We start from the raw sequence: 24,643 nt of genomic DNA, 5'->3' as shown, positions 1-24,643 counted from the left end.
GCGGCGCTTACCGGTACCCCTTGCCGGCACCCTTACCGGCGGCGGCCCGTCTGGCCGTCGCTGTCGTCCGGGAATCCGCTCGCGCCCGCCGCCTGCTGCACCACGGCCTCAAGCTCATCTGCGCTCAGCAGCTCCCGGTGGAGGTGCCTGGTGCGGTAACCGGCCCGGCCCACCATATGGGCGGACACCGGAACGGTGAGCAGCTGGAAGATCCAGGCGACGATCAGGACGGGCCAGACCCACCAGGTGCGCAGCTGGAGTCCCACGGCGCAGAGCAGCAGGAACAGCCCCAGCACTTGCGGCTTCGTCGCCGCGTGCATCCTGCTCATGAGATCGGGGAACCGCAGCAGGCCGATTGCCGCGCCGAGGGACATCAGGGCTCCCACCACCATGAACACCGCCGAGACGGCGTCGATCACCGTATCGCCGGAGAATGTTTCAGGATTCACGGGCTTGCTCCCGCCGGTCGGCGACGAACCGGGCAACGGTGACCGAACCGATGAACCCGATGATGGATACCGCCACGAGCAGCATGAGGTTGTTGAGGTGCCGGTTCAGCGCCATGTCGATGCACAGTGCGGCGCCCAGGATGGCCAGCAGCACGTCGGCGGCCAGCACCCGGTCCAGCAGCGACGGGCCCCTCGCAATCCGGATGATGGCACCGGCGGCGGCCAGGGACAGCACGACGGCGGTCACGGTCAGGACGAGCTGCATCATGCGCCCACCTCCTGCTTGAGTGCGGACAGTTCGTCCCTGGTGCCCATGATCCGGATCAGCCCGGCCTCGGTGTCCCGGACCTCCTTGCGGAGCCTGGCGGCGTCCTCGGGGTTGCGGACGTTGATGCCGTGGATGTAGAGCGTGGACGTTGATCTGTCCACCTCCACTACCAGCGAGCCCGGAATCAGCGAAAGCACGTGCCCGGTCGCGGTCACCAGCAGGTCCGAATGGCTTCGCAGCGGGACAGCGACGACGGCGCTGATCACCTTTGGCCCCTTGGCCACAGCGAGATACATCACCTGGAAGCTCGCCGCCACGACCTTGACCAGGAAGGTCAGGGCAAAGGGGACGGCACGCAGTACGTTGAATCGCCCGCCCAGCTCCACCGGCGGCAGGTAGAACAACCTGGCCACCACGACTGCGATCAGGGCGCCGAAAAGCAGGTTGCCCGGGCTGAAGTCCTGCCAGAGGGCACCCCAGACAATCACAAGCCAGACCAACAGCGGGAGTTCCTGGCGCAGGGAGATCCGTTTGCGGCTCATTTCTGCCCTCCCTGCAGGGCTGGCTGCGGCTGGTCCGGCTGCGGCAGGGCAGGCTGCGGCTGCGCAGGTTGGGCCAGGGCCGGAACCGGCGCATCCCCGCCGAGGACCGCGTGGATGTAGCCGGCACGGTCCAGCATCTCCCCGGCGGACTGGTCCGCAACCCGGAACAGCGGGCCGGCGAACACCGTCAGCGCCACGCCGAAGGCAACCAGCCCCAGCGTGGAGCCCACCATGGTCCGCGGCAACAGGGTGACGTTGGTCTTGCCGCCCCGGTCACCGGTGGCCGAATCCTCGGGGGAAGCCAGCAGCACCGGGTCGGGATGTTCGGCGTCCTCGGGTTTCCGCCAGAACGCCCGGTTCCAGACCCTCGCGATCGCCAGCAGGGTCAGCAGACTGGTCAGCACTCCCCCGATCACCAGGGCGTAGGCCAGCGGGGTGCCCAGCTCGACACCGGCCTGCAGCAGCCCGAGCTTGCCGAGGAAGCCGGAGAACGGCGGGATTCCCGCCAGGTTCATGGCCGGAATGAAGAACAGCACGGCCAGGAGCGGGGAGAGCTTGGCCAGGCCCGCGACGCGGTCCATGGAAGAACTTCCGCCCCTGCGTTCGATCAGGCCGGTGACCAGGAACAGGCTCGTCTGGATGGTGATGTGGTGGGCCACGTAGAAGACGGCTGCGCCGAGGCCGGCCACGGAGGACATCGCGAGCCCGAAGACCATGTAGCCGATATGGCTGACCAGGGTGAAGGACAGCAGCCGCTTGATGTCGCTCTGGGCCAGGGCGCCCAGAATTCCCACCACCATGGTCAGTAACGCCGCGACCATCAGCGGCGTGTTGAGGGTGTCCCCGGGGAAGAGCAGAGTCTCGGTGCGGACCATCGCGTAGACGCCTACCTTGGTCAGCAGCCCGGCGAACACCGCCGTGACGGGTGCCGGCGCCGTCGGGTAGGAGTCCGGAAGCCAGAAGGACAGCGGGAACACGGCGGCCTTGATGCCGAAGGCCACGAGCAGCATGACGTGCAGCAGGTTCCGGGTGCCCGGGTCCAGGTCCGCGAGCTTGATGGCGAGGTCTGCCATGTTGATGGTGCCGGTGGCGCCATAGACCATCGCTATCGCGATCAGGAAGAGCACGGAGGACACCACCGAGACCACGACGTAGGTCACCCCGGCCCGGATCCGCGGCCCGGTTCCGCCCAGGGTCATGAGCACGTAGCTGGCGGTCAGCAGGATCTCGAAGCCCACGTAGAGGTTGAACAGGTCCCCGGAGAGAAAGGCGTTGGATACCCCGGCCACCAGGATCAGGTAGGTCGGGTGGAAGATCGAGACGGGCGCGTCCTGGTCTCCGTCGGCCATACCCTGCCCGGTGGCGTAGACCAGCACCGCGAGGCTCACCGTGGAGGAGACCACGAGCATCAGCGAGGAGAACTGGTCCACCACCATCACGATGCCCCAGGGCGGCAGCCAGCCACCGATATTGACCGCGGCGGTGCCGCCGTGCCAGACGGAGGCGAGCAGCAGGCATTCCAGCAGCAGCGTCAGGGAGAGCAGCGCGATGCTGACCGCCCGCTGGGCCCGGGTGTGCCGGATCAGCAGGAAGGTCAGGGCGGCGCCGAGGATGGGAAGTACGACGGCGAGCGGGGCGAAACTGGCGAGGTTCACCGTCCGCCTCCTTCCGGGCCCGGTGGGGCCACCCTGGGCGAGCCGGGCTGTTCTTCCGCGGCGACACTTTCGGCGTTGAGCTTGCGGTCGGCAACCTTGACGGTGGCGGCGGTCCTCGCGGCCTGCATGTCGGAGATCCCACCACCGTCCGATCCGATCATGGTGAGCGGGAATTCCGAGGTCTCCACCGGGATCACGGCGTCATCCTCGGCGTCGAAGCTGGGGGTCTCGGCGACGCGGCGGTCTTCGACGTCGTCCTGGATCTCGTCCTGGCGGGCCAGCAGCCAGGTGCGGTAAATGATGCCAAGCATGAACGCGGTGACCGCGAAGGAGATCACGATCGAGGTCAGGATCAGTGCCTGCGGCAGCGGGTCGTTGTAGTTCCCCGGGTTGGTGTCCTTGTTGAACAGCGGAGCGAGCCCGGCGTAGCCGCCGGTGGCGAGGATCAGGAGGTTGGTCGCGTTCGCCAGCAGCATCAGGCCCAGGAGCACCCGGGTGAGGCTGCGTTCCAGGATCAGGTAGATGCCGCAGGCGTACAGGGCCCCCATCACAGTCAGCAGGGTCAGGTTGACGCTCATGCTTGCCTCCTGGCGGCGGAGCCGGTGGCTTCGGCGGGGACCCTGCCGGTTTCCTGGTCGCCGGATGGCGCTCCCGGAGCTTCTTCGAAGTGTTCATCGATTTCCGCACCGAGGCTGCGCAGCACGTCCAGCACCAGCCCGACGACGACGATGTAGACGCCAATGTCGAAGAGGGTCGAGGTGACGAATTTGATGTCCCCGAAGACCGGCAGCCAGAGTTCGATGATGGCGCTCTGGAACACCTGGCCGCCGAGCAGCAGGGGCGTGACCCCGGAGGCAGCCGCCGTGGCGAGGCCGATGCCGAGCAGGGCGCCGGCGCTGACCGGCGTGGCCTCGCGCAGCTCGAAGCGGCCGCCGGCGAGGTAGCGCATGGTGAGGGCCAGGCCGGCGGTGAGCCCGCCGGCGAAGCCTCCGCCGGGAAGGTTGTGGCCGGCCAGGAGCAGGTAGACCGAGAACACGATCATGGTGTGGAAGACCAGCCGGGTGACAACTTCGAAGATGATCGAGCGCCGTTCCGGCGCCAGGGTCCGTCCCGCGACGAGCCAGGCGTCTCGGCTTGAGGCGGCAAAGCGCCGGCTCATGGCCAGGGCGGCGTCATCCCGGGTGTTGCCGCGTGCCCCGCGGTGGCGGCCCACGGTTCCTTCGGCGACGCTGGAGGACGCCCGGATGCCGTCCCCGCGGCCGCGGACGAAGATGAGGCTGGCTACCCCGGTGGCCGCCAGGGCGAGCACGGAGATCTCACCGAAGGTGTCCCACGCGCGGATGTCCACAAGCGTGACGTTGACGATGTTCAGCCCGCCGCCGCCCTCGTAGGCCAGCCCCGGGAACTCGAGCGAGACCGGGCTGGCCACGCGGGCGCCCAGGGCATAGATCGCGGCGTAGACCATCGTGACCCCGAACGCGACGCCGATGATGACCCGCACCACCCGGTATCTGCCGCCCGTGCGGTCCCGCAGCTCGGCGGGCAGGCTCCGCATGGCCAGGACAAACGCCACCAGGATGATGGTTTCCACCAGCATCTGGGTCAGGGCCAGGTCCGGGGCGCCCTGCAACGCGAACATCAGGGCGATGCCATAGCCCGTGACGGAGACCATCAGCACGGCGAGGAAGCGCTTGTTGGCGCGCACCGCGGCGAGGGCCCCGATCACGATGCCGGCACCGACCACCAGCTGCAGCGGGGAGTTCGGATCAATGAAGTACAGGTCCTCGGGCAGCGGCTTCCGCGCCGCGAGCAGCGCAGTGAGCGGGAGGACGAACGCCACGGTCAGGATGACGGAGAGGTAGAAATACAAGGATCCACGCTGCGTCCGGCCGGTGACCCAGACGGCGGTATCGTCGAGGGCCCCGATCACCAGCTGGTAGCCGCGGTCACCGTCGATCCAGCCGGGGACCAGGCTCTGGAGACGGGCCACGGCATCGCGGGCGTAGAACATGGCCAGGCCGAGGACGAAGGTGAGGGCGGTCAGACCCAGCGCGGGCGTGAAGCCGTGCCACAGCGCCAGGTGGCCCGCGGCGCCAGCTGCGGATCCGCCGTCGGCCGAACGGTCTGCGAAGAGGGCGGCGTAGGGCTGGATCCAGCCGTCCACGGAGTCCGGCCATACGCCGTAGACGATGGTCAGCAGGCTCAGCACGGCCGGGGCCGCGAGGAATGCCGGCTTAATCGGTTTGAACGGCGTAGTCTCGACGCCGGGCTTCACCGCGAAGGCGCCCCACATGAAGCGGGCACTGTAGGCGAAGGTCAGAATGGAGCCGAGCACCAGGCCGGCCAGGAGCACCGGACCCCACGGCCCCGCGGCGGGATCGGTGCCGTAGCGGACGAAAGCCTCGAAAACGGACTCCTTCGCCACGAACCCGGCGAGCGGCGGAAAGCCGGCCATGGACGCCGCTCCGATAGCGGCCACGATGGCCAGCCCCCGGGCGGAGCCGTAGACGCCGGAGAGCTTCCGGATGTCGCGGGTTCCGGCCTGGTGGTCAATGATGCCCACCACCAGGAAGAGTGTCGCCTTGAAGAGCCCGTGCGCCAGTAGCAGCGCCAGGCCGGCGAGGGCGGCGTCGGGTGTGCCCAGCCCTACGACCATGGTCAGGAAGCCGAGCTGGCTGACGGTGCCGTAGGCGAGGATGAGCTTGATGTCCGTCTGGCGCAGGGCGCGGTACCCTCCGACCAGCATGGTGGCCAGGCCCAGGCCTAGCACCAGGGGCAGCCAGAAGGTCGCTTCCGCGAACCCCGGGGCAAGCCGTGCCACGAGGTAGATACCGGCTTTCACCATGGCGGCGGCGTGCAGGTACGCGCTGACCGGCGTCGGGGCTGCCATGGCGCCCGGAAGCCAGAAATGGAAGGGGACGAGGGCTGACTTGGTGATGGCACCGATCAGAATGAGTACGACGGCGGCGCCCACCGTGGCCCCGGCGGGGCCCGTAGCCAGCGCCGGAGCCTGCTCCAGGATGCCTGAGATCCGGTAGGTACCGGCGCTGAAGCCCAGCATGATCAGGCCCACGAGCATCGCCAGCCCGCCGGCGGTGGTCACGATCAGGGCCTGCAAAGCCGAGCGGCGTGCGGACAGCCGGGTCCGTGCATAGCCGATCAGCAGATACGACAGGACAGTCGTCAGTTCCCAGAAGATGAACATCAGGAGCAGATCGTCCGCCGTGACGAGCCCGAACATGGCACCGGCGAAGGCCAGCAGCTGCGCGCCGAAGCCGCCTAGGTAGTCATCCGTGGGCTTGAAATACCGGGCGCAGTAGATGAGCACCAGGGCGCCGACACCCAGAATCAGCAGGGACATCACCCAGGCCAGGGCGTCCATGCGGAAGGCGAGCTCCAGCTGCAGCCCCGGTATCCATGGCAACACCTCGGCCGTTCCGGGGTGCGGAGAGCCAGCACCAGCGTCCGAATAGACGGCGCCGTGCTGCAGGATCAGCCAGATGAACGACGCCGCCGGCACCGCCGCGAGGGCGTAGAACGAGTTCCGGCCGAACTTCCGAAAGAGAAACGGCGCCACGGCAGCCACCGCAAAGTGCACGGCAAGGACTGTGATCACTGGTAACTCCGCAACGTCAGGCATTCGATGGTCAAGAGTTGGAGCTGGCGGGTATTCGTTGGGTTCGGTGCGGCCAGTTTACCAAGCGGGGACAAATTCTTTTTCAGGGGCAGATACTATTTCGGCTATGAACTCCGCTGCTGCCCCCGAGGCCATTCATCCTGCCTCGGAACTGGAATCCGGAAGCGGGGTTTCCAGGGGACGGGTCCTCGCATGGGCGGCGTGGGACTGGGGATCGGCAGCCTTCAACGCCGTCATGACCACCTTCGTCTTCACCGTCTACCTGACCTCCAGCCCCTTCGGCGGGGAAGACCAGACTTCGGCGGTCCTCGGCGGCGCGCTGGCCATCGCAGGCGCCGCCATTGCCCTGCTGGCCCCGGTCACCGGGCAGCGCTCGGACACCGGCGGCCGGCGCAAGCTGTGGCTGGGAGTCAACACGGCCGCCGTCGCGCTCCTGACCGGACTGTGCTTCTTTGTTTTGCCGCGGCCGGAGTTTCTCCTGCTTGGCGTGACGCTCATTGCACTCGGGAATGTGTTCTTCGAGTTCGCCGGCGTGAACTACAACGCCATGCTGGCCCAGATCTCCACCCCGAAGAACATCGGCAAGGTCAGCGGCTTCGGCTGGGGCATGGGGTACCTCGGCGGGATCGTGGCACTGCTGATCGTGTTGCAGCTGTTTGTCCAGCCCGGTTTTGATTGGTTCGGGGCATCCACCGGGGAAGGTTTGAACATCCGCCTCGTCGCGGTGTTCTCGGCCCTGTGGCTGGTGATTTTCGCGATCCCGGTGCTATTCGCCGTGCCGGAAGTGCCAAGGACCAGGCAGGGCACCGGCCTGGGCTTCCTGGCATCCTACGGCCTGCTGATCCGGCGCATCAGGGCGATCTACAAGACCAGCCCGCACACGATCTACTTCCTGCTGGCGAGCGCCGTCTTCCGTGACGGGCTGGCTGCAGTGTTCACCTTTGGCGGGATCATTGCCGCCGGAACCTTCGGCTTCGAGCTAAGGGAGGTCATAGTCTTCGCGATCTTCGGTAACGTCGTCGCTGCCGTGGGCGCCATCATCGGTGGTTTCCTCGACGACAGGGTGGGGCCGAAAGCCGTCATCATCGGCTCCCTGATCGGTCTCCTGATCGCGGGCACCATGATCCTCATCCTTGGCGACGGAAACTACGTCGTCTTCGGCATGGCCTGGGCCGGCACCACGACCTTCTGGGTATTCGGGCTGTTCCTGAGCCTGTTCGTGGGACCCGCGCAGTCCGCCGCTCGTGCCTACCTCGCACGGCTCGCCCCGTACGGCGAGTCCGGGGAACTGTTCGGCCTGTACGCCACCACCGGCCGTGCCGTCAGCTTCCTCGCCCCCGCACTGTTTACCCTGTGCATCGCCGTCGCCGCCCCGCTCGTGGCACCCGGAGAAGCCCAGCGCTGGGGCATCCTCGGCATCATGGTGGTGCTGCTGGCCGGCCTGCTGGCGTTGCTGCCGGTCAGGCCGCCGGGCAAATCGGAAATCGCCGTGGTCCCCGCCGCCTGAAGCTGCCTCAAACCCCTGCCGCGCACTAGGCTGGGAGCATGAACGTGGATGAGACAGACCTCCCCGGTCTCGGCCGGCGCAAGGACTTCATGACCGCATCGGGACGCCGGATCGGCGTCGTTGAGTACCGCGAGGGCCAGACCGAGCTGATCGTCTCGACGTGGGACGACCCGGACACCTGCCAGGCGTCCATCCCGCTGACGGCCGAGGAAGCCGCCGCGCTGGGCAACCTCCTGGGCGGGCAGCGCCTTGCCATGCAACTTTCCGAAGAGCACCGGGAGATCCCGGGCATCGTCACGCGACAGTTCTCCATCGCCCCCGACTCCCCGTTCGTCAACCAGCCGATGGGCAAGGCCTGCATCCGGACCCGCAGCGGCGTGTCGATCGTGGCCATCATGCGGGAAGGCGAGGTCGTCCCTTCCCCGGGTCCCGACGTCGTTCTGCATCCCGGTGACCTGCTCGTTGCGGTGGGAACGCAAGAAGGACTGGATACAGCGGCCAGCATCCTGCGCAACGGATAAACGGCATGGATCCGCTCGCACTGACCCTGATCGAACTCGGGGCCGTCGTCTTTTGCCTCGGCCTGCTGGCGAGGCTGGCCGGGCGGATCGGAATGTCACCCATCCCGTTCTATCTCGTGGGCGGGCTGTTCTTCGGATCCGGCGGCCTCGTCAAACTCGAAGGGATGCAGGAGTTCGCCCACCTCTCCAGCGAGATCGGCGTGATCCTGCTCCTGCTTATGCTCGGACTGGAATACACGGCGGGTGAGCTCGTCACGGGCCTGCGGCGGTCGTGGCAGGCTGGCGTCCTGGACCTGGTCCTGAACTTCCTGCCCGGCGCCGCATTGGCCGTCCTGCTCGGCTGGGGTCTGGTGGGGGCGATGGTGATGGGCGGTGTCACGTACATCTCGTCCTCGGGAATCGCCGCCAAGGTGATCACGGACCTGGGCCGGATCGGTAACCGGGAGACGCCGGTGGTGCTCTCCATCCTGGTGTTCGAGGATCTCGCCATGGCCGTCTATCTGCCGGTCCTGACGGCCACCCTGGCTGGTGTCAGCTTTGTCACCGGGCTGCAGACGGTGGGTATCTCGCTCGCGGTCGTCACGGTGGTCCTGCTCGTGGCCCTGCGGCACGGGCATCATGTGTCCAAGGCGGTGCACAGCGAAAACTCCGAAGTCTTCCTGCTCAACCTGCTCGGCGCCGCCCTGCTTGTGGCCGGGCTCGCCGCCGCCATGCAGGTGTCCGCAGCCGTGGGAGCCTTCATGCTGGGGATCGCCATTTCCGGCGCCACCGCGCACAGCGCGACGCGCATCCTGGAGCCGCTGCGGGACCTCTTCGCGGCCATTTTCTTCGTGGTGTTCGGCCTCAACACTGATCCCTCGACCATTCCGCCGGTCCTGGGCTGGGCCCTCCTGCTGGCATTCGTGACGGCGGCGACCAAGATGCTCACCGGAATCTGGGCCGCCAGACGGGCCGGGATCGGGGTGCCGGGCCGCTTCCGCGCAGGCGCCGCGCTGATCGCGCGCGGCGAGTTCTCGATAGTCATAGCAGGCCTGGCCGTCGCCTCCGGCGTGGTCCCGCAGGAGCTCGCGGCCCTCGCCACTGCCTACGTGCTGATTATGGCCATCACCGGCCCGCTCGCAGCCAGGTACGTGGAACCTGTAGTTGCGATGCTGCGCCGCCCGGCCAGTCCGCCGGCTGTACGCACGGCCGGCGGAGTCTAGCGGCCGGCAGCCAGAGCGCGGCGGGCGCCTGCCATCCGCCGGCCCGGGCGAAGCTGCGGGTCAGATCTCCGTGCGGTGGAAATTCAGGTGGCTGCGGCTCGCCGTGGGGCCGCGCTGGCCCTGGTACCGGTTGCCGTACTTGCCAGAGCCGTAGGGGTGCTCGGCGGCGGAGCTGAGCCGGAAGAAGCACAGCTGGCCGATCTTCATGCCCGGCCACAGTTTGATGGGCAGCGTAGCCATATTGGACAGCTCCAGCGTGACATGGCCCGAGAAACCCGGATCAATAAAGCCTGCGGTGGAATGCGTGAGCAATCCCAACCGGCCCAGCGAGGATTTGCCCTCCAGCCGGGCGGCGATGTCGTCCGGCAGGGTCACGGTCTCGTAGGTGGAGCCCAGGACGAACTCCCCCGGGTGCAGGATGAACGGCTCGCCGGACTCCACCTCGACGAGACGGGTCAGCTCGGGCTGATCCTCGGCCGGATCGATGTGGGCGTACTTGTGATTGTCGAAGAGCCGGAAAAACCTATCGATCCGGACGTCCACCGACGATGGCTGAACCATGGCAGGGTCGAACGGCTCCAGCACTATCCGCTGGGAGTCTACTTCGGCACGAATGTCGCGGTCTGAGATCAGCACAGATCAAAAATACCGCACTCCATCCAGGCCGGCTCCCCGGAGGCCTGTATTACGCCCTCCGGCTCCGGCCTCGCCTGCTACCCCGCCGGGAGCGTCTATTCCGAGTGCGGCATGTCTTCCAGCACCGTCTTGAGCCGTTCCAGCTGGCAGACTTCCGCTTTCATCGCCCGCCGGAACGGGCTCGTGAACCGCGCCAGGATCCCCTTCGGCTCGCACTCCAGCGCAAAGCGGACCCGCGTGCGCTCGCCTTCGGTGCTCAGGTAGTAGCCACCCCGCGGTCGGGCCTGGCCGACGATGACCTGATACTGGATCTCCGCCCCCGGCCGCGCTTCGATGATCTCGAAATCCCCGGCCACCGCGCGTCCCCCCGGGCCGGTGAGGAACTGCCGGTAGACGGCACCCTTGGCCCCCTCAGCGCCGGACTGCAGTTCAATGCTGCGGATGCCGACTCGCCAGCGCGGCAGATTCCGGGGGTCCGCGAGGAAGTTGTAAACACTCATTGCGTCGCGCTGGATGAGGACGTCGTACTCTGCGAATGCCACGGAAATCCTTGTTCGGCGGACAGTTGACGGCGTAGCCCGCTTCCCCCGAGACTGCAGCTAACCCTTTCAGGATAGACACAGCGGCCCGCCCGGCACCGTCGCGCGGCGGGCCTTTACCGAAGAGTTATCCGCCCCTGGCCGCGGTCTCCTTCCCGTCCGGCAGTGCAGGATCCATCACGTTTCCACGCTCACAAACTTGCCCCGGCGGACGTGCGCGGGCCGGAAGGACCCGTCGTCGTCGTGCTTGGGCGGCGCGGTGGGACGGCTCTCGGTATGAGTGGCGCCATACCCGGCAATGTAAGCCGTATTCGCGTCGGGGCCTCGCCGGGGAATCCTGTTCTGAACTACGCCCAGGATGTTGGCGTCCACAAAGTTCAGCTGGTCGATGGCCTTGGACAAGCTGTGCTGGCTGACCTTCTTCGTGCCGACCACCAGCAGCACACTGTCTGTGCTTCGGGTCAGGACACTGGCGTCCGCGACCGGGAGGACCGGCGGAGAATCGATGATGATCACTTAGTCCGCGGCGTGGGACGCCCGGCACCCCGGTTAATTTGTTCAGTTCCGGCACTCATCGTTGGCCGGCAGCCGGCCACACCTCGGCATCGGCCGGATCGAACCGGTGCGATGCTTCCGTCCGGGACTTCGACATGGACAGCAGTGTGGCAATCCCTCCGACGATCGTGGCCGCCGCAACCGCTAGGGTGAATGCCCATGCCGATGCCGGGGTCCCTCCCGCATAGGCCAGAGCAAGCGGCAACACGAGGGTCAGCCCGGACCAGAGCCGCGCGCATAAGCGTCGACAGCCGGTCCGCCTGGGCTGACCGGTAGTAGGCGAGCAGGACCGTGCAGGGCACCATCGCCACGTATTGCAGGAAGTATGGCAACCGGAGTTCGGATGCCGACTGCCACGTGTCACCGAGCAGGAGGGCTCCCACGGAGGCCGGCAGGAACATCACCACGCCGCCCCAGAAGCCTGCCAAGGCTGCCACCACGACGAACGTTTCAATGAGCCGGATCCGGAACGCTCCGGTTCCCCTGGAACGCACCAGTTCAGGAATGACAGCCATCTTAATCGCGGAGAAAGGCGGTATTAAGCGGCGAGAAGAGCAATTGTGCGGCGCGCAACGCGCCGACACCCGCAGCTCCCAAGGGGATCGCGAGTAAGTACAGTACGACAAAGGTGGACGCGTTGAGGGCCGAGAACTCGCCAAGATAGCGCAGGCCGGGGTTCCGGTTTGCGCTCAGCCAGCGCGTGCCGCCGCGGGGCGACGGCAGCGTCCGGCCAAGGACGAGGCGCAAAACCAGTGCCGCAGCTGCACCGCCACCCCAACAGAGCACGACGGCCCACACTGTCCCGTCGTTCAGCGCGACCAGCGCCATCGAAGCGATGGACAGGACGGCCCACACGCCGTCGATCAGCAGAGCGCGCGATGGGCGGTCCGCGCAGATGAACAGGTATCTGAGCGTGTCCTGTACGAGCACAAACGGCAGGCTCGCGGCGATCACGAGCCAGAGGAGGCGGGACGATTCGTCGGTCAGGATGGCGCCGGCCAGCAACAATGGCAGGGCCGCTGCGGATGCCAGCACGCTGGCGCCAAGGACGGCCCTCCTCACTGTGGCATCCAGTTTGCCCGCCCCGGAGTACTTGACCAGCAGTGTCTCTCCGATGAGCGCGCGCTGGGCGCCGAGAAAGAGGAGCAAACCGGCGTAGCCCAGGGAGAACTGGCCAAATTGCCCGGCGGTCGCAACGTTGGCCGTGATGGCCACTGCCACGAAGTTGGAAATGCTCGATACCGCCTGGTCCCCGATGGCAACGTACCGGCTGAGCCGGCCCATTCAGTCCATCCTCGCCAGGGTACGGTAGAACTTGGTTAGGTAGGCTGCGCAGAACAGGCAATGAATGAGCGCCAAGGCCGCGTACAACGGCCGGAAGATGCCGGTCCACGGCACTGTTACCAGCACGAGGTAGGTCGTGCCATAGTCAACCGGCAACGTCAGCACGGACCGCTTCAGTGAGCTCCCGGAGTCCGGGCCGCCGCCCGGCAACGGCGGCGCCGACTGACGGTTTAGCTGATCAAAGAGAGCGCCTGCGAAGAAAATCGCGGAACTGAGGCGAGGATAGCTAGTTCGTCGGAGACAGCTTCTATCGCTGCAATGCGTGCGGCTTTGCTCATTGCCCTTAATTTTCTGCCGAACCCGCCTGTGTCACTGGTGGCGGCACAGGACTCCCATCCCCTTCCACGGCAAACTGGCATGCACGGGTATTCATGGGCCGGGAGTAGGGCTCACCCTGCCTGGGCGCCCCAATCGTAGGCGGCAGGAATGGAAGCCGTCGGCCCGCATCGAGCACGTGGGGTGTGAGTCAATGGATTCGATCTCGCTCAAGGTGCGACAGCTCCGGATGACCGTACCCAGGATGGAGAGGGTGGCTGCCCGTTCGAGTCGGGCCGGGTCCGGGGGTCCCTGCTGGTGGCAGCGGCCCCAAGCCTCCGGCCCCTGGTCAGAGAAGGCAACCGGGGAGTCTCGGGCAGTCAGCTATCGCGCGTGTGCTGTTCGCGTGCTGCGGCGACGTACTGGGCGTAAGCGGCGGCCGAATCGGTCGCGTGGCTTTCGATGGTCGTAGGCGAATAGCCCAGGGTCTCGGCGATGATGGCCACGGGTGCGAGTTTGGTGAGTTCGTGGAGGGTTCCGAGCCGTGCGGCCCGGTACTGAACAGCCGGCCGAGGCGTACTGTGAGGTGTCCGGGGTGGATGTGACGCCCGGGCGAGATTCCGCGGAATACCCACTTGCTGTTGGGATGGGAGGCGGTCTGGCTATGTCCTGGGTTTGCGGCGAGTTCGCGCCATGGCTGGGCGAGCGGATCCGGCAGTGCGATGCGGGTTGTCCCGAGCTGGATGGTGACCAGTTCTTCGGTGATGGTCAGGTCGGTCCAGGTTAGTCGTGCGATGTTTTCAGCCTGTTGGCCGAAGACGAGGATGAGGATCGCGGCGGCCCTGTCACGTGCTTCGAATTCGTCGGCGTGGATGATTCGTTTGAGTGCTTGATCCTGTCCTGGTTTGGCGAGTCTTTGGCTGGTGCCGCGGCGGTGCGGGAGGATGGCGAGACCTGCAGGAGCGGCTTTGGTTTTGATGGCCCATTTGATGAAGCGCTCGGCGATGCGCCGGGTTGTTGGCCCCTCGGCCTGCCATACATCGAGGTGGGATTGCTGCAGCTCGGGCAGTTTGATGTCGTGGCCGGTGAGCCAGTTGAGGAGGTCGATGGCCACGGTGACTTCCTGTTTGGCGCGGAGGAAGGTGCCGCGGGTGACTTCGTCCATGTGGTTCATCCGTCGTTGGTGGTGCCAGCGGATGTAGCGGCGGAAAACGTCAAGGTTCTGCGGGTCGCTGACGCGTTTGATTGCTTCGGCCGCCCAGTTTTCGTAACGGATCCGGAGTTCGTCGCGTCGGGGGAGTACGCCGTGTTCGGTGAGGAGTCCGCGGACGTATTCGCGGGTGCGTGACTCGGGCAGTTCGTCGAAAGTTTCATGGGTGATCTCGGGTGCGGCCGCGAGGTTGCGGAGGAACGCGGTGACGTGCTTTTGGCGGATCCAGGTCAGGCCGCTGTTGGCCCGTTTCATCGACTTCAGCGCTGCCGCCAGCGGGATCAGCTCGTTGGCGATGGATCCCGTGGCCGGGTCGGTGAGGAGGTCATCCACCGCTGCGCCGAGGACGCAGGTCCAGCAGCTGCCGCCGCTGTGAAGTTCGTCTTCGGCTCCGCAGGTCCGGCAGTCGACGTTGAGTCGGATGCCTGAGCATCGACGGCACGCGGATTGGTTATCGATGAGGCCGGGGAGGACTCCAACGTGTCCGCAGGCGCAGGTGCCGGCGGTGCGTTTGGCTTGCTGGTAGCAGTAGCCGCAGACTCCGCCGTCGGGCCATCGGGCGACGGTCTGATGGTGCTGGCCGCAGCGGGCGCAGGGGACCGGCCAGCGGATCGGGTCCTCTGCTTTGCGTGGCCTACTCACCGTTCCCGGGTGCGACGAGGCGGATGCGCTTGGCGATCGGGTTTCCCGGTTGGATTCCGAGGTCTTCGCTGCGCTGCGGGGCGTTTGCTGTGGACGCGGCACGCATCTCAACGAAGGGTTCAAACAGGTCATTCGGCGTGCAGTCCAGGATGTCGCAGAGGGCTGCGAACGTCCTGGCCGGGATGCGTTCGGGCGTGGCTGTGACCAGCCGGTAGACCTGGCTCTCGGAGAGGTTGATTCCGCGGGATCTCAGCAGGGGCATCAGTTCGGTGGTCTTCCAGAGGTTGCGTTTGGCCATGAGGGCGCGCAGGTTCCAGCGATAGCCGATGCGGCGTTGTTCAGGCATCAGGGTCCTCCTGGTTGGCGAGGCGGTGGGCGATCATTTTCTGCACGGTCTTCTGCTTGAAGTCCGACGATACCGAGGTGTAGAGCCCGGTCGTGGAGGAATAGGAATGGCCGACCTGGGTCTGGACGAACGCCGGGTCGTAGCCGGCCTCGATCAGGTGGGTTACGTAGGAGTGCCTGAGGCAGTGCAGCCCGAGGTCCTTGGGCAGTCCCACTGCGTCGCGTGCCGCCGCGAAGGCGTCCCCGAAACCGCCCAGTGTCATCCGGGCGCCCCGTTCGCTTGGCCAGAGGGCTGAGGACCTGTCTGCCGTCGGGAACCGCGCCCGCATCCCGCCGGTTGTCCAGGTCCGCAGTTGCTCGACGACCCAGTCGAACTCGGGGACGGTCAGAACGGTGCGCCGCCTGGGTCCGGAACCTGCGGTGCCTTTGGCCCAACGGACCTGGACGGCGCCGAACCGTCCATAGTCGCTGACGTGGGGATTGGGGCCGAAATCCTCCAGATCGAGCATGGTCATCTCACGCCGGCGAAGCCCGTAGGCGTAGCAGACCTTGAAGGCAACCGAGTCGCGGAACAGGGGCAACCACCGCTTGCTCCCGGCAGCATATTCATGGTCGACAAGATCGTCGATATGGTCGAAAATCCGTTGCAGTTCCGCCTTGGTGAACGCCCGCCGCCTGGCCGGGACCGCGTCGTCGGCCGTGTGCCTGGGCGTGTTCCACTCGAAGCAGATCTGAGTCGGGATATCGCCGAAAGTGCGTTCGCAGAACTCACCCCATCCATAGCCCGGGTGCGTCAGGTAGGCGCAGAACATCGCCACGGCATTGCTGTAGGAGCGCAAGGTGGCCAGACTAATCGGTTTCTCCCCGGAGCGCAGCTTGGCCAGGAAGTCCTCGACGTCCGCCGGCCGCCAGTGCCAGGGAAACTCACCAGTAAACCCCTGAAACCGGGTCAACACCTGGCAGCGCTTCTCGATCGTTTGCGTTGTCAGTCCCCGGGCAAGCATCTGCGCACGCCAGCCATCCAGCATGGCCGTGAACGCCCGTTCGTCGGCCCTGAACAGGCCAACATCCGGATCCCTGAGCATCCGCGGAACGAATCCCGGAACGGCACCATTCACTGCAACCCCTAAACCATGGAAACATGCATTAGATGCCGGAAACCTATAGCGTTCAGCCGCAGCGGATCAAATCCGGATGGCGCGTCCGGATGACCAAGGAATGCAGAACTGCCTCTGACCTGCGAAAACGTCCGGTTCTTCAGGAGACGGCAGTTCTCGCATCCACTTCTACTCCCGTACTTTGTGCGCCGATAAGGACCTTATGTAAGCCAGAACCCGGCGAATCGCATCTGGTGCGAATTCGACGGAGTTCGATACCGCTGCCCCGCCGATAACCGGCCACACCCCCGGGATCATTATGTTTTCGGCTCATGAGAGGTCGAACGGAAACATATTACCGGAGCTAAATCACCCAGACGTGGCGTGCTGCGCGAATGAAATTCCCTGCAGTTACAGGCCGTTTTGCCATTGTCTCGCAGAATATGCGAAAGTATCGCGTGTTATGCGAGGACAAGATGTGACCAGGCAGCGAGGACCGGCGGGAACGGCCGGGCAGCAAATCGCCCGGGATGTGGCGTTGTTCAACCCTGCCGAGCAGGTGTTCCAGGCGATGCTGGACGGTTGGCGCAATCAGCAGCTGAGCCGGAACCTTGCCTTCACGACGATCGCCCGCCGTGAGCAGGTCATCCAGCGTTTCCGCTCGTTTACCGGTGAGGATCCGTGGTCCTGGACCGTGGGCGATGTCGATGAGTTCGCATGGAGCGGTTCGGCACCCACCCCGTGCAGGTCTGCCACGAGTGGAGCACCGCCGCGCATGTCCAGGAAGCCTCCGCCCGCCCGCGCAAACGGCCGCTGACCCGGGACGAGCTCCAGGACCTGTTCGACTATGCCGATGACCGGGTCGACCACGCCCGCAAGCAGTGGCGCAAAGGCTGGATCTCGGCCTTCCGTATCGCGACGGCGATCAAAGTCGCCTACGCCTGGGGCCTGCGGCGCAACGAGGTGCGCATGCTCGAACTGCCCGACTTCGGGACCAACCCGCACGCGCCCGAGTTCGGCGGATACGGCGTTCTTTACGTCCGGCATGGCAAGGCGATGCGCGGCTGCCCTCCCAAGCGCCGCAGCGTCCTGACGGTCCCCCACACCGGCTGGGCCGTGGACTGCCTGAGGCAATGGATCGAGGAGGTCCGGCCGGCCGGAACCGGTGAGGACCAGGCGTCCCTTTGGCCGACCGAGCGCAGCGGCCGGGTCAGCGCCGACGCACTGACCAGGGAATTCACGCTGCTGCGGACCGGGCTCGGGCTCGCGGACGGTATTGATTTCCATTCCCTGCGCCGCTCCTACGTCACCCACCTAGTCGAGGACGGCTACGACGCCCTGTTCGTCCAGCAACAGGTCGGACACGAACATTCCTCCACCACCGCCCTCTACACCGGTGTCTCCTCCGATTACCGCACCCGCACCCTGCGGGCGGCCATGACCAAGATTGCCGCAGAAGCCACCGGCACCAACCAGAGGAAGACACCATGAAAAAGCACATCGAATACTCCTGGCGGCTTCGCGAAATCATGGCCGCACGCGGACTGTTCAACATCTCCGACCTCATCCCCCTGCTCGTCGAACGCGGCATCGAACTCTCCCCTTCGCAGATCTACCGGCTCGTGGGACAGAAACCCGAACGCATGTCCATGACTCTGCTCGGCGCCCTCTGCGATGCCCTCGACTGCACGGTCGAGGATTTGTGCCACTTCCGCGCCGTTGCCACAGCCCAGCGGCGGAAAAACACCGTGAACGGGCCTGCATCGAACGGCCCGAAAGTGGTTGACCTGAACACGACGATCCGGCCCAAACGCGCCCGCGTCCGTCCCGTCGAGTGATACTTACCCCAAACGAGAAGTTCTGCGCCCGCTGCCGGAAACCGGCCGCCAGGCTCGGGGCGAAATGGCCAGAAGGGCGGGTCTGCCGGCTCTGTTACCAGCGCGCTGCCCGGACCCATGGGACCTGTCCGGGCCGCGGCACCGACCGGCTACTGCCGGGCCTGGACGGAACGGGCTCCCCGGTCTGCGTCGACTGCGCCGGCATCCCGGCCGACTTCCACTGCGCCCAATGTTCAGCGGAGGAAGAACCCTACCGGGCCCGGCGCTGCGCCCGCTGCTGCCTGCGCGACCACCTTTCGGAACTCCTCGACGACGACACCGGGACCATAGCTGAACCGCTCAAGCCCCTGCATGAAGGGATCTGCTCTCAGCCCCATCCCCGCAGCACTGACCTGGCTGCGCAACCCGGACGTCCGCGATCTGCTGTCCTCCATCGCCACCGGCGCCCGGCCGCTGGCCCACGCCACCTTCGATGACCACCGGTCACCGCGCACCGCCATGCACCTGCGGGAACTCTTCATCGAGCACGGACTGCTGGAGCCGATCGACCGGAACCTGCTGCACTTCGAGACCTGGCTGGACCGGTTCCTGGCCGAGCTCACGGACCCGGACCACCACGCCCTCATCAAACAGTTCGCCACCTGGCACCACCTGCGCCGGATGCGCCGACTCTCCGCCGCCGGAGAACTGCACTGGGGCACCGCCCGGGCAGCCAAACAAGACATCTCCGTAGCCCGGGACTTCCTCCGGCATCTCTCAGAACGAGGGAAACTGCCCTCCCAATGCCGACAGTCGGACATCGACCACTGGCTCGCGACGGGACCGACAACGCGGAGCACGGCCAGGACCTTCGTGCGCTGGGCCGTCCGGAACCAGCATCTTCCCCGCGTCGAATTCCCCTACCGCAAAGCTGAAACCCGGCCCGTCCTGGACCAGAACGAACGGCTCCGGCTGCTCCGGGAAACCCTCGAGAACCGGGATATTCCGCTCCACCACCGGGCCGCAGCGGTCCTGCTTCTTCTCTACGTCCAGCCGCTGACACGCATTGCCAGCATGCGATGTGAGCAAATCAGCCGCGACGGCGACGGCGAAACCGTCGTCGTCTTCGATGACCGACCGGTCCCTGTCCCCCATCCCTTTGACAACATCCTTCAAGAGCACCTCGGCGTGGCTCTTTCCCGGCTACCGCACCGGCCAACATCTTCATCCCGGCCATCTCATGAAGAAGCTCCGCGAAAGCGGCATCCACCTCCTGGGCGCCAGGAACGCCACGCTCCGCGCGCTCGTGCTCACCATGCCCCCACCGGTTGCCGCCCAGGCGCTTGGCTACAGCCCCCAAATCACCGAACAACACGCCAAACAAGCCGGCAACACCTGGACCACCTACGCCTCTTACCGGCGATAGCTCACGGCCAGCTGCCACAATGCACGGGGCGCTCCCCAAGACGACTGGCAGGATAGTGCTGTGACGAAACAGGCGTTTGACGGAGATGATAGGCCGACACAGCTGCGGATGAGAGTGTCGATCGAAGGCAGCGAACCGGCTATCTGGCGGCTCCTCGAGGTCGACCCTTCCCTTACCCTGGACAGGATCCACGACGTCATCCAAACGGCCGTCGGCTGGCGGGATTCGCATCTGCACTCCTTCACCGACACCGACCCCTACAAGCGGCTGCGGCCCGTCAACGGGAAGTTACAGGAGCCTCGGCGGTGGGTCTCCCAGGACCTGCTGGAGGACAGCGACGAGGACCTCCCGGAGGCGGACTGGGCCTTGGGCCAGATCCTCACCCCCGAATCAGGTCCCCTGTTCTATGAATATGACTTCGGCGACGGGTGGATCCACCGCCTCGAACTCACAGGCAACCTCCCCGCCCCGGCCAACGCTCCGAGGGCACGGCTCCTGGACGGGGCACGGCGGGCACCGCTGGAAGATTCCGGTGGCATCGGCGGCTACCACGACCTGCTCGACGCCCTCGCAGACCCCGGCCACGACAATCACCGGGACCTGAAGGCATGGGTCGCCTGGACAGCCGGACCATGGCAGGAATTCGACCCGGAACAATTGGATATCAATGCGGTGAACAACGAGCTCGCCCTGCTGTTCCCCGGCGCAACCGTCAACGAACCCGGACCCGCCAGCCAGCCACTGATCCGGGAGCTCACGCACCGGCTGCCCCCGGGAATACGCCGCGAGTTCCGTTCCTACGCCGCCTCAGCAGGTCTCGACCGCCCCACACAGGTGGACAGGGACATCGCTGAATCAATGACCGCCCCTTACCTCTGGCTCGCCCGCCGCATCGGGCCCGACGGCATTTCCCTCACCGCTGCCGGCTGGCTGCCGCCGGCCGTGGTCCGCGAGGCAATGACCGAACTCGGCTGGGCCAAAGACTGGATCGGCAAAGCCAACCGCGAAGACCAGACCCTGCCCGTTCTCCAGCTGCGCGAAAGCGCCCAGCGCCTCGGACTGATCCGCAAAATCAAAGGCAGGCTCGTCCTCACATCCGCCACCAAGCGGCTGCTCGATGACCCCGCAGGCCTATGGCTTTTCCTCGCCCGAGCCCTTGCCCACCGGCACCGTCACGACTCCGAGCGCGACGCGGTCCTGCTGTTCCTCCTCGAGGTCGCCGCAGGGAAACGAACCGAATGGGCCGACTACCTTGAAGCCGTCGCCTTCGGGCTCGGCGCACTCGGCTGGAGCACCCGCACCGGAGCCGCACTGGAACCGAAAACCGTCCAAGCACTCCTCGTCGACGCCCAAGACGTCCTGCTGAACCTCGGCATCTTCGACGACCGCGTCGGGCTCAAAGCAAACACCGTCAAAGCGCCAGGGCAAGCCTTCGCCCGCGCAGCACTTCATTCATAACCACGCCAACCAGCAAATCACCGACCCGCGGCGACCCACGTTCTCCGAGGCTAAGTCGAGCAATTCAAGCCGGCGTATTCGCAGGTTCCGAATACGCCGGCTCACCAGTAAAGCAATAGTTAACTATTACTTCGGCTGGAACCTTGTCCGATCTCAGTTATGTTGGCAAGAATTCTCAATAGACATGGCCATGTACGACCGGCCAAGCTCTGTCTCACCACCACTTGGCAACGCGACTGGCGGACTGGCCTTGCGCTACCTGACCAGTCGCACCTCGCGGCCGCCGAGATGCATACGGAATTGCCAATTCAAATGAGACGCCGGCGACAGGATCTGTCTCAGTCAACTTGGCAGAACCCCACGTCGCCGTTGCCAACTTTACTGAGACGGGACAAACCTCAGAGGAGAACCAGAGCAACTTCTCCTACCTACAGACCGGAGCAGCGGCTGGAAAGTATGCGTGGCAGGTGGCAAACGAGGGAGAAGAACGCCTGCGGCACTGGACCGCCAGGCGACAGGCGCATGATTTCGCGGCACACGATGGCTTTGGCATGGTCGTGACCCATTTCACCGTTGCTTCTTTGTGCCGTTGATTACTCGGCGATGTCCTCCGCCCACAGTTCAGGGTGTTCGGCCTGGAAGGTGCGCATCATCTCGACGCATCGGGCATCATTCAACACCGCTACTTCGACGCCACGGGAGCGCAGAAGATCGAATTCGCCGGGGAACGTCTCGGCCTCGCCCACCACCACGCGCGGAATCTTGAACTGGATGATGGTACCGGTACACATCGCACACGGCGCCAGGGTGGTGTAGAGGGTCGTGTCCCGGTAGCTCTTCTGGCGTCCGGCAGCCCGCAGCGCAGACATCTCGCCGTGGGCGATTGGATCACCATGCTGGACACGCTCGTTGTGGCCGCTGGCAATCACTTCCCCGCCGCGGGCCAAGGCAGCGCCGATCGGGATGCCGCCCTCTCGGAGACTCTTTTGTGCGGCTTCGTAGGCAGCTTCGAAAACCGGGTCCGTGGTGGTTCGTTCAGTTTCGGTCATGGATGCAGTCTAAATTGGCGCGCCGCGCCTGGCGCCGTCGATCAATCGGGCCGGCGGAGTGTCTTCGTCCGCGGGCCGGCGGGAAACCAGCTCGAGCCGGTGAAGCCAGCTGTCACCAAAGTCGTACTCGTAGAACGCCGCACCTGAACCCAGCGCGAGCAGCCGATCAAGGGAACAATCCTCCTCAGGCCTGTCCGCCGGTTCTTCGCACTCCTGCCCGGGAAGCCACTGCAGGTCTTCCGGAACCTCTCCATCAACCGGCCGCAGCGGCCCGAACGGATCATCTGATGTGAACCTGTGCAGGTGCGCGTCCTCCCAGCCAAAGGCGGCCTGCAGGACCTGGTGTACCTGATCCAGTGCCATGGAGCCACGGATCTTGAACTGACGCCATATGTCAGGCTCGCTGTGGACCAGTTCCACGCGAACCTCCAGGATCTCCGGGCGAACCCGGTTGCCGGCCTCAAGTTTGTCCATGCAGCCCATTCTTTCAGGGTCCGCCACCGTACTCAGAACGGGGAGCTATCCCGTGCTTCAGCGCACGTAGGGCGGGAGGCAGGCGTCGTTGAAGGGCTCGAACCAGTCCTGATTTTCATTGGGGTAAGGCCCAGTTGCATGTTCAGTTCGATGTCGCCTTCGAAACCGTCCATGGCGTTCTGGCAGCGCAACTCGCTGTCCGTGTCTTCGAGCAGGTGTTGTTCAAGCAGGCCCCGCCAGTTGTCTGCAAGATCGAGGTTTTACAGGTCCTGTATGACTTCGACCTGGTCAAAAAGGCAGCGGAGCGCCAGCTCCTGGGACGCAGGAAGGACGCGTCCAGCCGCCGACCAGCGCCCCGGTCATGTCCGCAGCTATGATGAGAAACTGTTGGGCGAACCGGACGTCGTATTTGTCGGCGTGCCGGGGTGGCAGAGCGGACAGGACGAAGGTGTTGGCGATGTCCTGGCGAACCCGGTCAAGGTTCCCTCAAACCGTCGAGATCCTCGAAAAGCTGGTCGATCAGGACGGCGGAGGCCTCCCACAGGGCGCCGGCCAGGAGCTTTGCCTAGAACAGGCTCCTGTCGCGCCGCTCCGGGGTGATTGAGCCGGCCCATTCGAGGTCATCAGCGTCCAGGCGGCTCCGCTGATCCTCCGTCAGATCGTCCAGGCGCGGTTCGAAACCTAACTGCTTCAGGGTCAGGCCCGTAAGCCCCTCCCCGACCTGCAGCACGTGCTCGACATAGTTCTCTTCCCAGTCATGCCCCCGATGCTACCGCCTTACCCTTCGGCACTCCCGGCGCACGGACTTGCCCGGCACGACACCGCTGCCGTACCGAGCCACTTCACCACATTCACCTAGTGTCCTGCGCCTGAAATTCGCTTCGTAATTATAAAATCAGGATATGGCGAATGTCGGGCGGCCGAAGGCCTTGCTGGATCTGTCGGCTGAAGAACGCGGGACGCTGGAGCGGTGGGCCCGGAGACGGAACTCATCCCAGGCGTTGGCGACACGGTCGAGGATCGTGCTGGCCAGCGCCGAGGGTCTGACGAACGTGGCTGTCGCAGCCCGGTGCGGTGTCGAGCCGCATACTGTGGCGAAGTGGCGGCGCCGGTTCCTGGAGCACCGGCTGGACGGACTGGTCGACGATCCCAGGCCCGGACGGCCGGCCTCGATCACCGCCGACCAGGTCGAGGACGTGGTCGTTGCGACGCTCGAATCCACGCCGGCGAACGCCACGCACTGGTCGAGGGCGAAGATGGCCGAACGCTCCGGGCTCTCGAAGTCCACGATCGGACGGATCTGGCGGACCTTCGAACTCAAGCCCCACCGCGCCGACGGCTTCAAGCTCTCCAACGATCCCTTGTTCGTCGAGAAGGTCTACGACGTGGTCGGTCTCTATCTGAATCCCCCGGAATCGGCGGTCGTGCTCAGTGTGGACGAGAAGTCCCAGGTCCAGGCGCTGGCCCGGTCCCAGCCTGCGTTCCCCATGATGCCCGGCATGCCGGAGAAGCGGACCCACGACTATGTCCGGCACGGGACCACCACCCTGTTCGCCGCCCTGAACACCGCGGACGGGTCAGTGATCTCCAGCCTGCACCGCAGGCACCGGGCCGCCGAGTTCAGGAAGTTCCTGGCCAAGATCGACACCCAGGTCCCCGAGGGCCTGGACGTCCATCTCATCTGCGACAACTACCAGACCCACAAGACCCCGACCGTGAAGACATGGCTTGAGAATCACCCGCGTTTCCACATGCATTTCACCCCGACCTACTCCTCCTGGCTCAACCAGGTCGAGCGGTTCTTCGGATTCGTCACCGAGGACCTGCTGCGCCGCAGTGACCACCGCAGCGTCCAGGCCCTCGAAGCGGACATCCGCAAATGGGTCAGCGAATGGAACACCAACCCCATACCCTTCACCTGGACAAAGACCGCGGAACAGATCCTCGAATCCCTCGGGCGACTTCTGAAGCGAATTTCAGGCGCAGGACACTAGTTTCACCCACTTTCCCCTAGT

The 24,643-nt window shown here is 65.5% G+C and carries 24 protein-coding genes; 8 read left to right on the top strand and 16 right to left on the bottom strand.

Annotation, left to right across the window (positions count from 1 at the left end; translation table 11 throughout):
- Nucleotides 1–32: 32 nt before the first annotated feature.
- The 6 genes from mnhG to QFZ69_RS00380 are packed head-to-tail and all read right to left on the bottom strand — an operon-like array spanning nt 33 to nt 6,530.
- Nucleotides 33–449 carry a monovalent cation/H(+) antiporter subunit G gene (gene mnhG, locus QFZ69_RS00405; RefSeq protein WP_306914780.1) on the bottom strand — a complete coding sequence of 139 codons (417 nt, stop codon included), beginning with the start codon at nt 447–449 and terminating at the stop codon, nt 33–35.
- Nucleotides 439–717, bottom strand: a complete 279-nt coding sequence (locus QFZ69_RS00400; protein ID WP_306914778.1) for a monovalent cation/H+ antiporter complex subunit F — start codon at nt 715–717, stop codon at nt 439–441. Before QFZ69_RS00400 ends, mnhG begins: the two co-directional genes overlap by 11 nt.
- A complete protein-coding gene (locus QFZ69_RS00395) occupies nt 714–1,259 on the bottom strand; it encodes a Na+/H+ antiporter subunit E (RefSeq protein ID WP_306914777.1) in 546 nt (181 codons plus the stop codon). The genes QFZ69_RS00400 and QFZ69_RS00395 overlap by 4 nt, the downstream gene beginning before the upstream one ends.
- Nucleotides 1,256–2,914, bottom strand: coding sequence for a Na+/H+ antiporter subunit D (locus QFZ69_RS00390; protein WP_306914774.1), 1,659 nt, complete (start codon nt 2,912–2,914; stop codon nt 1,256–1,258). The genes QFZ69_RS00395 and QFZ69_RS00390 overlap by 4 nt, the downstream gene beginning before the upstream one ends.
- On the bottom strand, nt 2,911–3,492 hold the full coding sequence (locus QFZ69_RS00385; RefSeq protein ID WP_306914773.1) for a Na(+)/H(+) antiporter subunit C: 582 nt from the start codon (nt 3,490–3,492) through the stop codon (nt 2,911–2,913). The genes QFZ69_RS00390 and QFZ69_RS00385 overlap by 4 nt, the downstream gene beginning before the upstream one ends.
- On the bottom strand, nt 3,489–6,530 hold the full coding sequence (locus QFZ69_RS00380) for a Na+/H+ antiporter subunit A (protein WP_306914771.1): 3,042 nt from the start codon (nt 6,528–6,530) through the stop codon (nt 3,489–3,491). Before QFZ69_RS00380 ends, QFZ69_RS00385 begins: the two co-directional genes overlap by 4 nt.
- Before the next feature lie 127 nt (nt 6,531–6,657).
- Between QFZ69_RS00380 and QFZ69_RS00375 the strand changes: the two genes are divergently transcribed.
- From QFZ69_RS00375 to QFZ69_RS00365, 3 genes are read left to right on the top strand one after another with little or no spacing between them, the layout of a single operon-like run.
- Nucleotides 6,658–8,058 carry an MFS transporter gene (locus QFZ69_RS00375; protein ID WP_306914769.1) on the top strand — a complete coding sequence of 467 codons (1,401 nt, stop codon included), beginning with the start codon at nt 6,658–6,660 and terminating at the stop codon, nt 8,056–8,058.
- 38 nt (nt 8,059–8,096) lie between these two features.
- Entirely contained in the window at nt 8,097–8,579 is a 483-nt protein-coding gene (locus QFZ69_RS00370; protein WP_306914768.1) for a cation:proton antiporter regulatory subunit, read from the top strand.
- Nucleotides 8,580–8,584: 5 nt separating this feature from the next.
- Complete coding sequence (locus QFZ69_RS00365; RefSeq protein WP_306999842.1) at nt 8,585–9,781, top strand: cation:proton antiporter; 1,197 nt, start codon at nt 8,585–8,587, stop codon at nt 9,779–9,781.
- 60 nt (nt 9,782–9,841) lie between these two features.
- Here the strand turns inward: QFZ69_RS00365 and dcd are convergent, their stop codons facing one another.
- The 7 genes from dcd to QFZ69_RS00330 form a co-directional block, all read right to left on the bottom strand.
- Nucleotides 9,842–10,417, bottom strand: a complete 576-nt coding sequence (gene dcd / locus QFZ69_RS00360) for a dCTP deaminase (RefSeq protein ID WP_306914766.1) — start codon at nt 10,415–10,417, stop codon at nt 9,842–9,844.
- Between the two features lie 95 nt (nt 10,418–10,512).
- Nucleotides 10,513–10,959, bottom strand: a complete 447-nt coding sequence (locus tag QFZ69_RS00355; protein WP_306914764.1) for an SRPBCC family protein — start codon at nt 10,957–10,959, stop codon at nt 10,513–10,515.
- Between the two features lie 174 nt (nt 10,960–11,133).
- Nucleotides 11,134–11,472, bottom strand: coding sequence for a hypothetical protein (locus QFZ69_RS00350; protein WP_306914762.1), 339 nt, complete (start codon nt 11,470–11,472; stop codon nt 11,134–11,136).
- A gap of 555 nt (nt 11,473–12,027) precedes the next feature.
- Entirely contained in the window at nt 12,028–12,795 is a 768-nt protein-coding gene (locus tag QFZ69_RS00345) for a hypothetical protein (protein WP_306914759.1), read from the bottom strand.
- 664 nt (nt 12,796–13,459) lie between these two features.
- Nucleotides 13,460–14,653 carry a hypothetical protein gene (locus tag QFZ69_RS00340; protein WP_306914757.1) on the bottom strand — a complete coding sequence of 398 codons (1,194 nt, stop codon included), beginning with the start codon at nt 14,651–14,653 and terminating at the stop codon, nt 13,460–13,462.
- Between the two features lie 301 nt (nt 14,654–14,954).
- The gene (locus tag QFZ69_RS00335) at nt 14,955–15,308 is read right to left on the bottom strand and encodes a helix-turn-helix transcriptional regulator (protein ID WP_306914755.1); all 354 of its coding nucleotides are present in this window, start codon (nt 15,306–15,308) and stop codon (nt 14,955–14,957) included.
- The gene (locus QFZ69_RS00330) at nt 15,301–16,425 is read right to left on the bottom strand and encodes a tyrosine-type recombinase/integrase (RefSeq protein WP_306914753.1); all 1,125 of its coding nucleotides are present in this window, start codon (nt 16,423–16,425) and stop codon (nt 15,301–15,303) included. Before QFZ69_RS00330 ends, QFZ69_RS00335 begins: the two co-directional genes overlap by 8 nt.
- 696 nt (nt 16,426–17,121) lie before the next feature.
- Here QFZ69_RS00330 and QFZ69_RS00325 point away from each other — a divergent pair.
- The 4 genes from QFZ69_RS00325 (at nt 17,122) to QFZ69_RS00310 (ending at nt 21,105) form a co-directional block, all read left to right on the top strand.
- Nucleotides 17,122–17,895 carry a tyrosine-type recombinase/integrase gene (locus QFZ69_RS00325; protein WP_306914751.1) on the top strand — a complete coding sequence of 258 codons (774 nt, stop codon included), beginning with the start codon at nt 17,122–17,124 and terminating at the stop codon, nt 17,893–17,895.
- Entirely contained in the window at nt 17,892–18,242 is a 351-nt protein-coding gene (locus tag QFZ69_RS00320) for a helix-turn-helix transcriptional regulator (protein WP_306914750.1), read from the top strand. Before QFZ69_RS00325 ends, QFZ69_RS00320 begins: the two co-directional genes overlap by 4 nt.
- A gap of 351 nt (nt 18,243–18,593) precedes the next feature.
- Nucleotides 18,594–19,703, top strand: coding sequence for a hypothetical protein (locus QFZ69_RS00315; protein ID WP_306914749.1), 1,110 nt, complete (start codon nt 18,594–18,596; stop codon nt 19,701–19,703).
- Nucleotides 19,704–19,755: 52 nt separating this feature from the next.
- A complete protein-coding gene (locus QFZ69_RS00310; RefSeq protein ID WP_307000447.1) occupies nt 19,756–21,105 on the top strand; it encodes a plasmid pRiA4b ORF-3 family protein in 1,350 nt (449 codons plus the stop codon).
- 593 nt (nt 21,106–21,698) lie between these two features.
- Here QFZ69_RS00310 and QFZ69_RS00305 read toward each other — a convergent pair.
- The 3 genes from QFZ69_RS00305 to QFZ69_RS00295 form a co-directional block, all read right to left on the bottom strand.
- The gene (locus tag QFZ69_RS00305) at nt 21,699–22,154 is read right to left on the bottom strand and encodes a nucleoside deaminase (RefSeq protein WP_306914744.1); all 456 of its coding nucleotides are present in this window, start codon (nt 22,152–22,154) and stop codon (nt 21,699–21,701) included.
- A gap of 9 nt (nt 22,155–22,163) precedes the next feature.
- Nucleotides 22,164–22,628 carry a plasmid pRiA4b ORF-3 family protein gene (locus QFZ69_RS00300; RefSeq protein WP_306914743.1) on the bottom strand — a complete coding sequence of 155 codons (465 nt, stop codon included), beginning with the start codon at nt 22,626–22,628 and terminating at the stop codon, nt 22,164–22,166.
- Nucleotides 22,629–23,193: 565 nt separating this feature from the next.
- Entirely contained in the window at nt 23,194–23,358 is a 165-nt protein-coding gene (locus tag QFZ69_RS00295) for a hypothetical protein (protein WP_306914741.1), read from the bottom strand.
- Between the two features lie 172 nt (nt 23,359–23,530).
- Between QFZ69_RS00295 and QFZ69_RS00290 the strand changes: the two genes are divergently transcribed.
- Nucleotides 23,531–24,622 carry an IS630 family transposase gene (locus QFZ69_RS00290; protein ID WP_306912900.1) on the top strand — a complete coding sequence of 364 codons (1,092 nt, stop codon included), beginning with the start codon at nt 23,531–23,533 and terminating at the stop codon, nt 24,620–24,622.
- Nucleotides 24,623–24,643: the final 21 nt, after the last annotated feature.

Origin of the sequence: Arthrobacter sp. V1I7 (assembly GCF_030817015.1) — a bacterium.
In the GTDB taxonomy this organism is placed as follows: domain Bacteria; phylum Actinomycetota; class Actinomycetes; order Actinomycetales; family Micrococcaceae; genus Arthrobacter.
The sequence above is the reverse complement of the archived record's forward strand: the minus strand, read 5'-3'. Positions and strand labels throughout refer to the sequence as shown.

Bases quoted from the DNA above. Each gene is read 5' to 3' on its own strand.
- QFZ69_RS00305 (WP_306914744.1), bottom strand. From the start codon at position 22,154: ATGACCGAAACTGAACGAACCACCACGGACCCGGTTTTCGAAGCTGCC.
- QFZ69_RS00290 (WP_306912900.1), top strand. From the start codon at position 23,531: ATGGCGAATGTCGGGCGGCCGAAGGCCTTGCTGGATCTGTCGGCTGAA.
- QFZ69_RS00335 (WP_306914755.1), bottom strand. From the start codon at position 15,308: ATGCCTGAACAACGCCGCATCGGCTATCGCTGGAACCTGCGCGCCCTC.
- QFZ69_RS00400 (WP_306914778.1), bottom strand. From the start codon at position 717: ATGATGCAGCTCGTCCTGACCGTGACCGCCGTCGTGCTGTCCCTGGCC.
- QFZ69_RS00320 (WP_306914750.1), top strand. From the start codon at position 17,892: ATGAAAAAGCACATCGAATACTCCTGGCGGCTTCGCGAAATCATGGCC.
- QFZ69_RS00375 (WP_306914769.1), top strand. From the start codon at position 6,658: ATGAACTCCGCTGCTGCCCCCGAGGCCATTCATCCTGCCTCGGAACTG.
- QFZ69_RS00370 (WP_306914768.1), top strand. From the start codon at position 8,097: ATGAACGTGGATGAGACAGACCTCCCCGGTCTCGGCCGGCGCAAGGAC.
- QFZ69_RS00395 (WP_306914777.1), bottom strand. From the start codon at position 1,259: ATGAGCCGCAAACGGATCTCCCTGCGCCAGGAACTCCCGCTGTTGGTC.
- QFZ69_RS00315 (WP_306914749.1), top strand. From the start codon at position 18,594: ATGAAGGGATCTGCTCTCAGCCCCATCCCCGCAGCACTGACCTGGCTG.
- QFZ69_RS00345 (WP_306914759.1), bottom strand. From the start codon at position 12,795: ATGGGCCGGCTCAGCCGGTACGTTGCCATCGGGGACCAGGCGGTATCG.
- QFZ69_RS00300 (WP_306914743.1), bottom strand. From the start codon at position 22,628: ATGGACAAACTTGAGGCCGGCAACCGGGTTCGCCCGGAGATCCTGGAG.
- QFZ69_RS00365 (WP_306999842.1), top strand. From the start codon at position 8,585: ATGGATCCGCTCGCACTGACCCTGATCGAACTCGGGGCCGTCGTCTTT.
- QFZ69_RS00325 (WP_306914751.1), top strand. From the start codon at position 17,122: ATGGAGCGGTTCGGCACCCACCCCGTGCAGGTCTGCCACGAGTGGAGC.
- QFZ69_RS00385 (WP_306914773.1), bottom strand. From the start codon at position 3,492: ATGAGCGTCAACCTGACCCTGCTGACTGTGATGGGGGCCCTGTACGCC.
- QFZ69_RS00310 (WP_307000447.1), top strand. From the start codon at position 19,756: ATGAGAGTGTCGATCGAAGGCAGCGAACCGGCTATCTGGCGGCTCCTC.